This window comes from Janthinobacterium sp. BJB446, assembly GCF_002735655.1.
Taxonomy (GTDB): domain Bacteria; phylum Pseudomonadota; class Gammaproteobacteria; order Burkholderiales; family Burkholderiaceae_D; genus Janthinobacterium; species Janthinobacterium lividum.
In genome coordinates, this window is the sequence record NZ_PDZK01000002.1 from 659,918 (window position 1) to 674,872 (window position 14,955).

Below are 14,955 nucleotides of genomic sequence, written 5' to 3' on the forward strand. Positions count from 1 at the left end.
TATCTGATGAGATGCCGTGTTAATCCTTCAACACTTTCAAACCAGCTGCTCCCAAACCAAACTGATAGAAAATCGCAGTCCATTCCTTCAGGCTCTGCATAAACGTGCTGCGTTCGATTTTCTCGGGCACCACTACCGTGTCACCCGGATTAAGCGCCGTGCCGCCAATACCACTGAACCAGCCGGTTCCCTGGCCACTCTGCGCCGTGCCATCGGCCCGGATCACATACATTTCGGATTTGTCCGCATTCGCAGTTATACCTCCGGCCTGCTGAACATAGTCGTTGACCGTACGTTGTGGGCGATAAACGAAGGCGTTTTGCTGGAAAACGGAACCCAGCACATCCACAGTGCCGGGACGGCGCGGAATCAGGATGGAATCGCCGTCCTGCAGCGGCAGATCGGGCAGATTTTTGACTTGCGTATCGACGCCTGGGAGGTCGAGAACAATGCGGCCTTCAGCCTTGATGCTGCGCAGTTTTTGTGCGATGCGGCGTTGCTGCTCGACTTCAGCCGCAGCCTTCGCTGCGTTATCTTTGTCATTGCTGGCTGCCATGCGCTGTGTCGCGTTCGACTCCAGCTCACGTTCAAAGCGGTCAGCCACCTGGTTCAGTTTGATCTGCTGGGCGCGACGTACGGATTCACGGTTCAACTGAGTGGCGTACAGGTAACCATTTTCGTTGGCACCACCGACACGGGCGATCAGCTCGCGCAGGGTTTCACCTTTTTTCAGCAGGAAAATACCACTCTGCTTTGCTTCACCAGCCACGCGCACGTATTCATTCTGGATTTGTGCCTGGACCGGTACGGCGCCTGGTGCGAACACGCGCAGGATATCGGTCGGCTTGACGGCAATGCCGGCCAACTGACTGCCGGACACACCTTTGTCGGCTACCAGTTCCAGCACGGTTTTATATTGATTATCGATGTTCTTTTCGACCACGATCTGCTTGGTTTCAGCCGCCGACTCGAAGCCGCCGGCCCAGCTCAATACATCGGCCAGGCTGGCATTGCCTTTCAATTCGAAAATAGCGGGCTGTTTTACGTTGCCGGTCAAGGCCACCAGCGGACCCACCTCAGGAATATAGATCACGTCGCCGTCGCGCAAGGTGACGTCGCGGCTCTTGTCACCGCTGACCAGCATGTCATACAGGTCGAAGGTGCTGACGGTATCCTTGCCGCGCTTGAGCTGGATATTGCGCATGCTGCCGGTAGCGTCCGGGCCGCCCGACGTAAACAGGGCATTGAGCAGGGTGCTCATGGAATTCAAGGTATAGGTGCCAGGACGAACGGCATGGCCGACCACGTACACTTGCACGGCGCGCGTTTGCGCGATGCTCGCTGTCAGGTCGAAATTGGTATAGATCTTGCCAATGGCTTTCTTCAGGTAGCCCTGCAAGTCCTTGTACTGCACGCCACTGACCTTGATGGAGCCGACGCGCGGGATGAAAATCGCGCCGCTGCGGTCAACCGTGGCGCTGACGTCGATGTCAACCATGCCCCAGCCGCGTACCTGCAACTCGTCGCCCGTGCCGATCACGTATTCCTGGTTGACCTGGACACCATCGAGCGGTGCAAAGGTGGACGGAACATCGCTGAACAGATCCTTGCCGAAAATGCTCAGTTTTTTGCCTGTCACGCCATCGACATACTCTTCGAAAGCGCCCGCCTTGACTTCGGTAACAGCCTGCTTGCTGAGATTATTGGCAGCCAGCGTTTTCTCCTGGCGCGGATCGCTGCGGCCGCTACGGATACTAGGCAAGGTACCTGCGCCCAACTCGCTTGCCTGTGCGCGAGACGGGTTCTGGCGCGGCAGATCAGCCATGTCCAGGTCCTGCCCTGCGGCGTAGGCAGAAGTTGCGCCCAGCAGGAAAGCCGAGAAAATCACGTGTTTCACGAAAGGCGGGGGAGTACGAAGTTGCTTTTTCATGCTGGTCTTTGTCTGGGTAAATGATGTTGTATGAGTAAAGGGAGCGCCATGCGCGCTTAATACTTGCCCTGCCAGGTCACGCTGATTTCTTTCGGTCCCGGATTGATCGACAGGCCCGATTTGCTCTGGTCGCGCTGCGCGTGCCACAGCCAGCTGCCCATGGCGTAGCCCACGATGCCGCCGGCAACCGTGTCGGACACCCAATGCTTGCGGCCAAAGACGCGGCCGGCGGAACCCACGGCGGCCACGCTGTACAGCCAAGGCGCATCGTATTCCTTGGCAAACGGCGTCACGGCGGCAAAGCCGATGGCGGCATGCGCGGATGGGAACGAGGAATTCGAGCGGGAATTGCCGCTGCCGACGCGGCTCCACGTTCCGAGGTCTTCCTCAGGACGGGCACGGCCAAACGCATATTTGCCAGCCACCGCCACACCCGTTGCCGCGGCAACCGATTGCAGGGAAATGAGTCCCGTGTTTTGCATGCGCTCGTCGCCCAGGGCGAAAGCAGCGGCAGCGGCGCCCACTGCCGCGTAGGGCATGGCCTTGCCCAGCTTGTCCCAGTTGCGGTAGACCTTGGAATCTTCATGTTTCTTGACGAAACGGTCGACCGGTTTGTCGGCCAGCGCGGAAGCCAACACCACGCCGCCGACCACCGCCGTCGCCTTGAGCCATTCAGGAGCACTCGGCGTAGCAGATGCGGATTGCTCCAGGCGCGCGCGCATGGCGGGCCATGGGCTGACAAACGGCCGGTCCGGCGGATTGACGGCAGGCAGATGCTGTTCGTCCGGGCGCTCGGCAAAATTACCCAGGCCATCATAGCTGTGCATGTCGGCGCGCGGGCGCTCGAACATGTCGTACAGGTCACCTGGCGAAGCCACCATCTGCCCCACGTCGCGCGTCCATGGCGCAATGGCAAAGCCGGCCGTCGATTGCGTGTCCATCGGCAACATGCTGTTCAGCGGCACGGACAGGAAGATGCCACGGTCCTGGTACGGCTTCGACGGTGTGCCAGGGCTGGTGATGTCGTTGCCATTCGTATGCGTGTACCAGGCGCCGACTTCGATGCCGGACTGGAAGCGGCGCTTGAATTCCATGCGCACGCCTGTGTCTTTGGCCAGGAAGCGGCCGGCGCGCGCCGTCACGGTAATGTCATGCGGCAAGCGGTAATGCAGGGAGCCGATCGCCGTCACCGTCTTGTAGTCGCGTGAATCGAGCAAGCCCTTGTAACCACGCTGCTGCAAGGCATCGACAGCCACGTCGGCCGCCCAGCGGCTATCCTTCGGCAGATATAGCACCTGGCCGCCAACGCCACGGAACATGTCTTCATACAGGCCCGCCGACATGCGGGTATACACGCGCTCGGCGGGATTGTTGTATTTGTTCAGCAAAACGCGGCTCAACGAAAAACGCCCGCCGCGCAAGTATTCCGCCACATCCGTACGCACGTGCGGCAAGTTGCTATTCGATGGCTGCTTGACGCCCGATACCGTTTCCAGCAACTGCAGGCTGGCGGCGCTATTCAGGTACAGGCCGTCACCCAGGCGGCGGTCATAGTTGGCCACGGCCGAAATCGAATAGCGGAAGGCGCCGCTCGGGTCATTGAAGAAGAAGCCCACCTTGGGAGCGATCTTGAAACGGTTCGCCTCGCGGTCCAGCGATTTGATTTGCACCACGTCGCCATCGACGCCGACTCCGACGGCCAGCTTGCCGTCGTCCTTGATGACGTTGGCAGCCTTGGTGGAAGACAGCGCGGGAATGGCGGGGGAAGGTGCCGCTGGCGCAACTGCAGTTGCGGGAGCCGCGGCAAGTACCGGCGCGGGCGCGGGTGCGAGAGCAGGTGCCGGCGCAGCGGCAGCGACGGGCGCCGGCTTGTCGAGGAATTCTTGCAGCCAGCCTTGCTGATCGTCCCGGATGACATCGCTTTTCTCCGGATAGCGCAGCAGCACGACGTCGAGGAAGGCCTTGCGGTCGATCTTGCCTGCCAAATAGTCGTTCAGTTTTGGCAAGTCAAAGAATTCGTAGGTAGCGATTGGCTGGTCCAGCTTGGTATACGTGATGCGCAAGGTCGTCACGCCCTTCGGCGTGAAGGCGACAGCCGTGCGCGCGGCACGGCCAACGGCGCGGCCCATGTTTGAAATACGGCTGTTGGTCAGGCTCAGGCTCAGGACATTGCCTTCTTGCTCGACACGGATGTTCTTGTAGTCCTGCTTTACCAGGGCATTGACCAGGTCGGCGCCATAGACGGGGTCGCGGTGCCATGCTTCCTTGCTCGGCAGCGGTGGCGGATTCTTGTCGTCTACGAAATACGGTGGCTCATACACCTTGGGAATGAACTCGCGTTCGCCAAACGGAATGCTGATAAAGGCGTTCACGCTGAACTGGTCGCGGCTGCGTGCTGCTTGCAGGGCAAGCCAGCCCCAGCGGTACTCCAGGCCCACGGAAGCGCCCTTGCGGCGCTTGCCCGCACTCGTTTCGCTGGCGCGGAAGTCGCGCAGATAATTGGTTGTATCGTATTCCGCCACCACCGACCAGCGCGGCAGCGCAGTCGGGGTCCAGCGCGCGCCAGCAAACACGCCGTCCGGGCGCTTGTGCGCATAGCCCAGGCTCGCTTCGATATTCTTGCTGGCGCCAAATGTCTTGGTGGCAACGACATATTGCCCCTTGAACAGCTCGGTGCCGAACAGATCCGTCATGCCGACGGCGACAGATGGCATCCACTCCGTTTCCGTCCACAGGCGCAATTTACCGTCGACGACTTTATCCTTGTAGCGGCCATAGCCACTGCCATATTCACCGGGCACGTTGGTAAAACCAGGGATGCCCGTGATCGACACATAACGCCCCGTCACTTGCAGGAAAGGCAGGATATTTGCCGTGGCCCATAACTGGCCATACGGGCTGTCGTAGCTATAGCCGACGCTGAAAGTACCGTCCGTTTCCACCACGGCGCTGGGCATATTGATATACCCGGACTGGCCTCCATGATTCGGGGTCGCGGCCATCACCGAAGGCGCGCCAAGCACCAGACAGCCACACCAGGTATATTTGATTGATTTTCTGAGTACGCTTAACAAATCCGGCTACCTAAAATATCCTGCACCTGGAATTCCTGAGAATGTATTCAGAAAATCAATGAGCTTGGGGAAACGTGAATGAAACGAAAAAAGGCCAACCGACGGGCAGGTTGCAATGCCACGCATCAGTTCGCCACTAAAGCTGGGCACCCCCGGGCAGCAGATCGTTGCTTAAGCATGCCTCAGGAATGTATGTCGCAGAATTTTAACATTGTTTTCTTGTAGCAAATGCTTAACTTGTTTCCCTTGCGCCACACCTGTCTATTCAGCGCAAACGCCATCTGGAGCCGTGCGGCACGCTGGAACCATCACTTCAAACTGCCAAACACTTTGCCGATAATCTTGCTGCCATACGCAAGCGGATTGCTGCGGATGGCTTTTTCTTCCTCGCCGATCATCAGGTACAGGCCGTCAAGCGCGCGGTCCGTGACATAACCTTCCACCGTCGATTGCTGCTGCGGCACCAGTCCCGTCTTGCCGATCTGGCTCATGGTGCTGTTGTACTTGCTGGCCAGGCCGGAACGGTCGGTAACGGATTTCACGATGGGCAGGAATTTGACGGCCAGCGGTGCCGAAGTCTTCTGGCGGAAGAAATCCGTCACGGAAGTATCGCCACCGGACAGGATGTTTTTCGCATCGCTCACGCTCATCGATTTGACCGCGTCGAGCAGCAAGGGCTTGGCCATGGGCACGGCCGACTCGGCGGCACGGTTCATCGATACCACCAGATCGTCCAGCTGCTGGCCGCGGCCCGTCATTTTCAGCAAAGGCTTGGCTTGTTCCAGGATGCCGGGCAACTTGATCTTGACCTTGTCATTGTTCAGGAAGCCATTTTCGATGCCCAGCTTGGCAACGGCAGCGGCCGAACCAGCTTCCAGTGCCGCTTTCAAGCCATTGCTGGCATCCTGGTTGCTAAGGGCATCCAGGGGACCGGCTGCGCCTGCGCCGGACGACAGCAACGCCAGCGCACACAGGATGGCGGCCGGACGGCCAGGGAAAGGGTTCAGGCGCATGGTTTTCCTTTTCTAAAGAATATACAGACCACCTTCTTCTGGAACCTTAGCACATCAAAACTGCAAATACCGCAGCAATTTTAGCGTCCAGGGGGAAACAAGGGGTGCCACAGATGGCGAAGGGAAAGGACTATACAGCACCGGCTGTTGTATCCGCGCACGCTAACGCCGGCGTTCAGCCTGCTATCGCCGCCAGCTGTTCGCGCACCCGCGCCAGATCCGTCTCGCGCATGCGCGCCGCCGTCTGGCGCAGGGATTTTTCCGCACCGGCCACGCCGGCCGCCACGGCCATCGACAGCCAGATGTAGGCCTGCTGCAAGTCGAGCGGGCCGCCCTGGCCGCAGGCCGCCATCAAGCCCAGATTCATCTGTGCCCGCGCATGGCCCTGGCGCGCGGCCAGCGCATACCAGTCCCAGGCGGCGGCATAGTCCTGCGGCACGTCCTGGCCATTGTCATGCCGCAGGCCCAGCGCAAACTGGGCCAGGCTGTGGCCCTGCGCGGCGGCGCGGCAGTAACAGGCGCAGGCCAGCTGGCTGTCGGGCGCCGGGCCATCGTCGCGGTCATGCAAGACGCCCTGCATGTATTGCGCCGGCGCATAGTCCTGCTCGGCAGCGCGACGGTACCACTCCAGCGCCAGCGACAAATCCTGCGGCACGCCCTGTCCATGTTCATAGCGCAAACCCAGGTCGAACTGGGCCCGCACATGCCCCTGGTCGGCCGCCTTGCGGTACCAGAAGATGGCTTCCTGCGCATCGGCAGGCATGCCCTGTCCATGCTCATACAGCAGTCCCAGCTGATACTGCGCGGCGGGAAAACCCTGCCCGGCCGCCTGGCGGTAGAACTCCTGCGCCCGGGTATAGTCCTGCGCCCCATGTTCATGGTGCAGGCCCAGGTTGTGCTGGGCCGCCGCATGCCCCTGGCCAGCCGCCTTCACGTACCACTCGAGCGCCGCCTGTTTATCGCAGGGCACGCCCTGGCCATTGTCGTAGATCAGGCCCAGATTGAACTGCGAACTGGCGTGGCCCTGTTCGGCGGCGCGCCGGTACCAGGAAATCGCCTGCCGGCTGTCCTGCGGCAGCACGTCGCCATTTTCATAGCGCAGCGCCAGGTTGAACTGGGCCGGCGCATAGCCTTGCTCGGCCGCCTTGCGCATCCAGGCCGTCGCTTGCTGGCGGTCCTGGCGCACGCCCTGACCATTGTCGTAGCGCAGGCCCAGGTTGAACTGCGCGCGCGCATAACCCTGGTCGGCCGCCTTGCAGTACCAGGCGATGGCTTGCACGAAGTCCTGCGGCACGCCCTTGCCATTGTCATACATCATGCCCAGATTATTCTGCGCGCCCGCGTCGCCCTGTTCCGCCGCGCGGCTGAACCACAGCATGGCTTGTCCGCTATCTTGCGCAAGCCCCTGGCCCTTGGCATACAGCCATCCCAGGTTGTACTGCGCCGCCGCGTAGCCCTGCTCGGCCGCCTGCTGGTACCAGTGCGCCGCCTGCGCAAAATCCTGCGGCACGCCCTGCCCCTTCTGGCACATCACGCCCAGGTTGTATTGCGCGTGTTCGAGCCCCTGCGCGGCGGCCAGGCCATACCAGTGCAAGGCAAGCGCATAGCTTTGTTCGATCCCCTGGCCATTGAAATGCATGAAACCCAGGCTGTGCTGGGCGTTCGCATTGCCCTTCTCGGCCAGTCCTTTCAGGCGCAGGTAGTCAGCCGTGTAATGAGCAGCAGTGTAGCGGGGGTCGGCAAGCGGCACGGTCAGGCCTCGATGGCCAGCGTCTGGGACAACGCGGGGGCGGCGTTGGCGATCAACCGGTTCTGCTCCTGCAGCACGCCAATGAAGCTGCCCAGCGAAATGGGCCGGTGGTACAGATAGCCCTGCATCGTGGTGCAGCCCTTGTCCTGCAGGTAGCGCGCCTGTCCTTCCGTTTCCACACCCTCGGCGATCAGGTGCAAACCCAGGCCGCGCGCGATCGAGATGATGGCCAGGATGACGGGGTAGTGTCCGTGCTCGTCGTGGATTTCCTTCACAAACGACTGGTCGATCTTGATGGTGTGGATGGGGAAGCGGTGCAGGTACGACAGCGAGGAATAGCCGGTGCCGAAATCGTCGATGGCGACCGATACGCCCAGCTGACACAGCTTGTTCAACTGCTCGATCGCATACTGCGGGTTGCGGATGCAGATGTTTTCCGTGATTTCCACTTCGATCTTTTCAGGCGCGATGCCATAGCGCGTCAGCGCGCCGCGCATCTTCTCGAAAAAGTCGCCCCGGTCCAGGTATTGCGGCGACAAATTGAGCGACAGGCGCACGGCTTCGCCGCCGGCCGCGTTCCACTGCACCAGGTCGCGGCACAGGGCGCCCAGCATCCAGTCCGAGATCGGCAGCATCAAGCCGTTTTCCTCGGCGAACGGCAAAAATTCGCCGGCCGTCAGCAAGCCCCGCTGCGGGTGGTTCCAGCGCATCAGGCCTTCGGCGCCAACGATGCGGCCCGTCATCACGTCCACCTGCGGCTGGTAATACATCTCCAGCTGGTTCAGCTCCAGCGCCTTGCGCAGGCTCTGCTCGAGGGCGATCTTCTGGTGCGACACGTCGAGCATGGACTCGTGATAAAAACTGTGGCCATTCTTGCCCAGCGCCTTGACCTGGTACATGGCGATGTCGGCGTGGCGCAGCAGCTCGTCGATGGTCTCGCCATCGCACGGATAGATGGCGATGCCGATCGAAGCCGAGATATGCACCTGGTTGCCATCGAGGTCGAACGGCTGGTGCAGGCATTCGAGGAATTTGTCGGCGATCAGGCGCGCATCCTGGCGGTCGCGCAGTTCCGGCAGCACGATGGTGAATTCATCGCCGCCCTGGCGCGCCAGGGTATCGCCGCGGCGCAAACAATCCTTCAGGCGCAGCGCCACCTGCTGCAGCAGTTCGTCACCCTTCACATGGCCCAGGGTATCGTTGACCAGTTTAAAACGATCGAGATCGATGAACATCACGGCCAGTTCCGTCAGCTTGCGCCGCGCCTGGATCACGGCCAGGCCCAGGCGGTCCTTGAACAGCATGCGGTTCGGCAGGTCCGTCAGGATGTCGTGGTAGGCCTGGTAGGAGATGACTTCCTCGGCACGCTTGCGGTCGGTGATGTCGCGCGCCACGCCGTAGGTGCCGAAGTACTCCTGCTTTTTCGCCTCCTGATCGTGGCTGTGCATGCCGATCGAATTGAGCGGAATCGTCATCAGCGTATTGTTGAAGGTACGGTCGCTGCCGCTGCCGCTATGGCACTTCAGGCGCAGTTCCACATTGCGCGAGGCCCGCTCGTCGAGGCGGCGCTCATTGAAGGCATAGCGCGCCCGCTCTTGGTCTTCATCGTGCACGAGGATGGAATAATGGCTGCCGATCAGCTCTTCGCGGCTAAAGCCCAGCAACTGGTGCACCCTGTCGTTGATGAAGGTGATGCGGCCTTCGTGGTTCAGGGTATAGATGATGTCGGGCGAGCTGTCGACCAGGTAGCGGTACATCTTTTCCGAGTTTTCCAGCTGCAGCGCGATGCGCTCGTTCTCCAGCGCCAGCTTGCGCTTTTGCAGCGCATTCTCCACCGTCTTGAGCAGCTCCTCGCGGCTGTACGGCTTGCGCAGATAATCGTAGGCGCCACGCTTCAGGGCGCCGATGGCCGCCTCGATGCCGACGTCGCCGCTCATGACGATCACGTCGCCCTCGATGCCGCGCCGGTTGATGTGGTCCATGATTTCATGGCCGCTCATGTCGGGCAGGCGCAGATCGAGCAGGATCAGGTCGAAGCGCAGTTTCGACAACTGCGCCAGCGCTTCGCTGCCGCAGGTGGCCGTGTGCAGCTGGTAGCCGCGGTCCTTCAGCAGTTCGTGGAGGGAAGCGAGCAAACGGGGCTCGTCGTCGACCAGCAGGATGCGCGGGCTGTTTTCCAGGTCAAACGGAATGGCGGAGGAGTTCATGGACGTTACGAAGACAAGGCGGTATTGCCCGGCGCGGGCAGCGCGGCTGCAGCGCTCGTCGGCAAGGGAATGGGCAGTAAAATTTCAAACGAGGTGCCGGACTTGCTGCTGCGGCAGCCGATCATGCCATGCAGGCGCGTGACCAGGTCATGCACGATGGACAAACCCAGGCCGTGATGCGCCCCTTCCTTGCTGCTGCGCACAGGGGAAAACAGATTGGCCAGCACGTCGGGAGACAGGCCGGCGCCATTGTCGCTGACGCACAGCTCCAGGTACAGGCGGCGGTCGCGGTTGACATGGCCACGGTTAGACACTTCGATACGCCCGCCATCGGGCAGGGCTTCGACGGCGTTTTTCAGCAGGTTGAACAGGATTTGCTTGAGCGTGTCGGCATCGGCCTCCACCTCGCATGGCGCGTCCTGCATGCGCGTGACCACTTCGATCTTCGACGGCAGGAAGTCGGTGGCGCGGAACAGGCGCAGCACGTCGTCGACCACGCGCGCGCAATCGGTGACGCCACTGGCCGCCACCGGCTGCAGATCGGCCAGGCCGCTGATCAACTGGCCGACCCGGTCGATTTCCTCGTTCAGGATCGACATCTCGCCCGTGACCGGCTCCTGCTTCTCCAGCTTGTGATCGAGCACGCTCAGGTAATTCTTGATGATGGACAGCGGGTTATTCACTTCATGCACGACGCGGCGCGACGCGGCGCGGTATTCCTCGGCCACGTGATCGAGCTGGCGCCGCGCCAGACCGCGCGCGCTGATGGCCGTTTCCAGCGCCGTGGCGGCCTGGTTGGCATACGCACGCAGGAAACCCTCGCGCTTCTGGCAAGCGGGAATCTGCCACGCCGCCACGCCGCCAATCAGCACGCCCAGGCTGCGCTGGCCCGCCACCAAAGGCACGCAGACCAGGCTGTCGGTACCGAGAATGCGGAACAGCTGCTCCTCGACGATGCCCAGCGCCGGCATGTCGCGCTTAAGGAATGCCAACTGGCACTCCAGCGCCGAAGCGGCCAGCGGGCCGCCCTTGGCCAGCGGGATCGAGAACCCTGCCAGGCGCTGCTGATGCTCGCCCGCCGCCACGCCCACCAGCGCATGGCCGGTGGGGTTTTGCAGCAGGATGATGGCGGTGTCGAAGTCGAACAGGATGCGCGCCGAGCGCGTGATGGCTTCCAGCAGGCTGCTCTCGCCCTGTTGGCGGGCGAAAGTCTGCCCCACTTCGGACACCAGCACCATGTTGCGCACCTCATCGGACAGGCGCTGCTGCACCGGATCGACGGACGGCGGCGCATACGCGGGCGGCGTGGCGATATCATCCGCGCCGGCCAGGTCGATGCCCAGGTGCTGCGCGGCCTGCTCCACCTGGCGCGCGACGCTGCCGGCCAGGTCTTCCAGTGCTTCGACATCCAGCGCGCACAGGCTTGCCGCCTGCGTGATGGACTCGGCCTCGTCCGCATCGTCGGCATGGCTGCACAGCAGGTGCGCCAGGCGCACGATGCGGATCAGGGGATGGCTCGCTTCCAGGCGCGCCAGCGGTTCATGGTGATACAGCACGCTGTCGGCCAGGAAGGAATCGAGATGCCAGCGCTCGATCAGCCAGGCGCCCGCTTCGGCATGCGTGATCTGCAAGGTGCGCTGCTCCACCGCGCACAGGGCGGCATCGTCGCGCGCCGTGAAATTGAAGGCGTATTCCTTCGGCGCCGTGGCCAGCAAGGCCAGGCGGCCCACGTTGTGCAGCAATCCTGCCAGATACGCTTCCTCGACATGCGGATAGGCCATGGCCTTGGCCAGCGCGCGCGCCATGACGGCGGCCGACAGCGAACTTTTCCAGAAGGCGCGCAAATCCGTGCTGCCGGAATGAGGGAAGCTGTTAAAGGTCTGGAAGACGGATTCGCTGATGACCAGCGTCTTGATCATGTCCGTGCCCAGCGAGACGAGCGATTGCTCCAGGCTGACGACCTTGCTCTGGCGATGATAGGCCGAGCTGTTGGCCACGCCGAGGATCTTGCTGGTCATGCCCGCATCCTTGGCGATCAGGGCGGCCAGCTCCGGCATGCCGGCATCGTCGGCCTGCAGGTGGGCGATCAGCTTGAGGAGGATCTGCGGCATGGCCGGCAGGCGGGCAATCAGCAGGCGATTGCGAATATCTTGATCAGATTGATGCATCGTATCAGGCATTGCCGGTTCGAAAAGGATGAGCGCTCAGCAGCGAAGCGCGGCCACGTTCAGAGGAATCCTCCACTCCTGTAACCAAAAAATCTATTGCCTGAGAGGATGCCGGGAAAGAACTCATCTTATCATAAGCGCCGGATATTACTTGCAATATAGAAAATTAAGTTGAAATAAATCCAGCGTTCTACAGTGGAAACTTATGCCTTGAAGGAACCTAGCAAACGGTGGCGGAAGCGCCGCGATATCAGCCACAGCGCCAGCGCCAGGCCCGTAAACGCCAGTTGGCCCGAGGCCAGCCACAGCACGGAACCGGACAGCAGCGGCGAGATCACGCCGGCCACCACGGCGCCGAGCATGGTGCTGGCAAACGACTGGCACGAGGCCACCGTGCCGCGGATATGCGGGAACAGATCGAGCGCCAGCAGGGTCGCGCCGGGTCCCACCAGCGACATGCCGAAAGTGTAGAAGAACAGGGGCAGCACCGACCAGGGCAAGGATGGCGGCAGGAACAGGTGATACACGACATTGACGCTGGCGGCGCACAGCAGGAAGGCAAAGCCGATGCCGATCTGGCGCGCGAACGTGACCTTGCCAGCGATGCGGTTGGCCGCCGCGGCGCCCATGAAGATGCCGCTCACGCAGGGAATGAACAGCCAGCCGAATTGCGATGGCCCCAGACCCAGCTGCCTGGGCAGCATTTCCGGCGCGGCCGTGATGAACAGGAACAGGCCCGCGAAATTGAGGGCGACGATGCCGGCCTTGATGTGGAACAGGGGCGAGCGCAGGATCTGGCCATAGCTCGATGCGAGGAAACGGGGATTGAACGGCTGGCGCTTGGCCAAGGGCAGGGTTTCGGGCAGGCGCCAGTAGCAGAACGCCAGCAGCACCACCGTGTAAAAAGCGAGGAACAGGAAGATCGAGCGCCAGTCGAACCAGATGACGATCCAGCCGCCGAGAATCGGCGCCACGGCCGGGGCGATGGAAAAGATCATCGTCACCAGCGACAGCAGGCGCGCCGCCGCCGCATCGGCATACAGGTCGCGGATGATGGCGCGGCTGATCACCACGCCGGCGCCGGCCGAGACGCCCTGCATGATGCGGAAGAACCACAGATAGTGCACCGTGTGCGCCGAGGCGCAGCCGAGCGAGCCGATGGCAAACATCAGCAGGGACACGAGAATGACGTTGCGCCGGCCAAAGGTATCCGAGATCGCGCCATGCCACAGCACCATGCCGGCAAAGGCCAGCATGTAGAACGTCAGCGACTGCTGCACTTCCAGCGGCGACGCCTGCAGCGAACCCTGGATCGCCCCAAACGCGGGCAGATACGTGTCGATCGACAGGGGTCCCAGCATCGACAGACCGGCCAGCATCATCGCCAGCGCACCGCGGCTCAACGGCGCCATGTGGCTCGGCGTGGGAGGCGGAACGGGGGTAACCGGGTCGGGCGGCACATCGGCCGGAGGGGTGGGAAACATGGCGGGTCCAAAGTGGCGCGCGGACCAATTTCAGTCCGCGCGCGGGGTTACTGCGGGTGTCTTACGGTGAACGCTTACTGCTGTGGTTTGGGCTTGGCTTCTTCACGGCGGTTGTAGCCTGCAACCATGTCAAAGCGGAACAGACGGCATTCCAGCGCGCCATTGAAGAAAGGCGTCTTGCGCGCTTCCTTCAAACGCAGCAGCTTGGGCAGACCCAGGTCGGCTGTGAACAGGAACACGGTCCAGCCGGCGAAACGCTGCTTCAGGGTCGTGCCCATGGCCGAATAGAAGGAAGTCGACAGTTCATCTTCCGGGATGGTGCTGTCGCCACGCACGCCGATACGCTCGCCGTACGGCGGGTTGGTCAGCATGATGCCCGGCACCTCGCTTGGCGGCTTGACTTCCTGCGCCTCGATCTGTTTCAAGGGCACGTCGAAGCGCACGCCGGCGCAGCGCAGGTTATGGCGCGTCATGGCGACCATGTCGCCCGAGATGTCGCTGCCGAAAATGGTCGGTTCGGCTGGCAGCGGATTGACCTTGATGGCGTTTTTCATGGCATTCCACGGCGCCGGATCGAAGTCGTGGAAGTTTTCAAACGCGAACTGGCGCGAGGCGCCCGGTGGAATCCCCTGCAGCATTTGCGCCGCTTCGGCCAGGATGGTGCCGGAACCGCACATCGGGTCGAACAGCACCATGCCGGGCTTCCAGCCCGACACGCGCAGCAGGCCGGCGGCCAGGTTTTCGCGCAGCGGCGCGTCGCCCGTCTCTTCGCGCCAGCCGCGCTTGAACAAGGCTTCGCCCGAGGTGTCGAGGTAGACGGTAAACGTGTGTGCGTCGAGGAAGCCGACGATGCGCATGTCCGGCGTCTTGGTGTTGACCGACGGGCGCTCGTTGAACTGGTCGCGGAAGCGGTCGCAAATCGCATCCTTGATTTTCAAGGTCGTGAATTCCAGGCTGCGCAGCGGCGATTTGACAGCCGTGACGTCGACGCGGATCGTGTGGTGCACGCCGAACCAGTCTTCCCAGGATTGCGCCAGGGTCAGGTCATAGATATCGTTTTCCGTCTTGTAGCCGGAATGGGCCATGCGCATCAGCACGCGCGAGGCGATGCGCGAATGCAGGTTGATGCGATAGGAGTCCAGCAGGTCGCCGGAGCAGTGTACGCCGCCCGGTACCTGGTTGTGGACCTTCATGGTCGAACTATCCTGGGCGATCTCGCCCAGTTCCTCGGCCAGCGCCGCTTCCATGCCGCGCGGGCATGGGCAAAAATATGAAGCCATGGTGTACCTTTTATCCGTTGAAAAACAATTAACTAAAAATTTCAAAACC

8 protein-coding genes are annotated in these 14,955 nt (G+C 61.8%); all 8 read right to left on the reverse strand.

Annotation, left to right across the window (positions count from 1 at the left end):
* Positions 1-19 precede the first annotated feature (19 nt).
* The 8 genes from CSQ92_RS18675 to CSQ92_RS18710 all read right to left on the reverse strand — a co-directional run bounded on the left by CSQ92_RS18675 (position 20) and on the right by CSQ92_RS18710 (position 14,906).
* Positions 20-1,930, reverse strand: a complete 1,911-nt coding sequence (locus tag CSQ92_RS18675; RefSeq protein ID WP_099395024.1) for an SLBB domain-containing protein — start codon at positions 1,928-1,930, stop codon at positions 20-22.
* A gap of 56 nt (positions 1,931-1,986) precedes the next feature.
* Complete coding sequence (locus CSQ92_RS18680) at positions 1,987-4,887, reverse strand: YjbH domain-containing protein (protein ID WP_373606052.1); 2,901 nt, start codon at positions 4,885-4,887, stop codon at positions 1,987-1,989.
* Positions 4,888-5,312: 425 nt separating this feature from the next.
* Positions 5,313-6,017, reverse strand: coding sequence for a DUF4197 domain-containing protein (locus tag CSQ92_RS18685; RefSeq protein WP_099395026.1), 705 nt, complete (start codon positions 6,015-6,017; stop codon positions 5,313-5,315).
* A 175-nt stretch (positions 6,018-6,192) separates the two neighbouring features.
* On the reverse strand, positions 6,193-7,767 hold the full coding sequence (locus tag CSQ92_RS18690; protein ID WP_099395027.1) for an SEL1-like repeat protein: 1,575 nt from the start codon (positions 7,765-7,767) through the stop codon (positions 6,193-6,195).
* Positions 7,768-7,769: 2 nt separating this feature from the next.
* Positions 7,770-9,974, reverse strand: a complete 2,205-nt coding sequence (locus CSQ92_RS18695) for an EAL domain-containing response regulator (RefSeq protein ID WP_099395028.1) — start codon at positions 9,972-9,974, stop codon at positions 7,770-7,772.
* 5 nt (positions 9,975-9,979) lie between these two features.
* Complete coding sequence (locus CSQ92_RS18700; RefSeq protein ID WP_180277053.1) at positions 9,980-12,142, reverse strand: HDOD domain-containing protein; 2,163 nt, start codon at positions 12,140-12,142, stop codon at positions 9,980-9,982.
* 203 nt (positions 12,143-12,345) lie between these two features.
* Positions 12,346-13,626: a multidrug effflux MFS transporter gene (locus CSQ92_RS18705; RefSeq protein ID WP_205412502.1), complete on the reverse strand. Its 1,281-nt coding sequence runs from the start codon at positions 13,624-13,626 to the stop codon at positions 12,346-12,348.
* Positions 13,627-13,700: 74 nt separating this feature from the next.
* Positions 13,701-14,906, reverse strand: coding sequence for a THUMP domain-containing class I SAM-dependent RNA methyltransferase (locus CSQ92_RS18710; protein ID WP_371933489.1), 1,206 nt, complete (start codon positions 14,904-14,906; stop codon positions 13,701-13,703).
* Positions 14,907-14,955 lie beyond the last annotated feature (49 nt).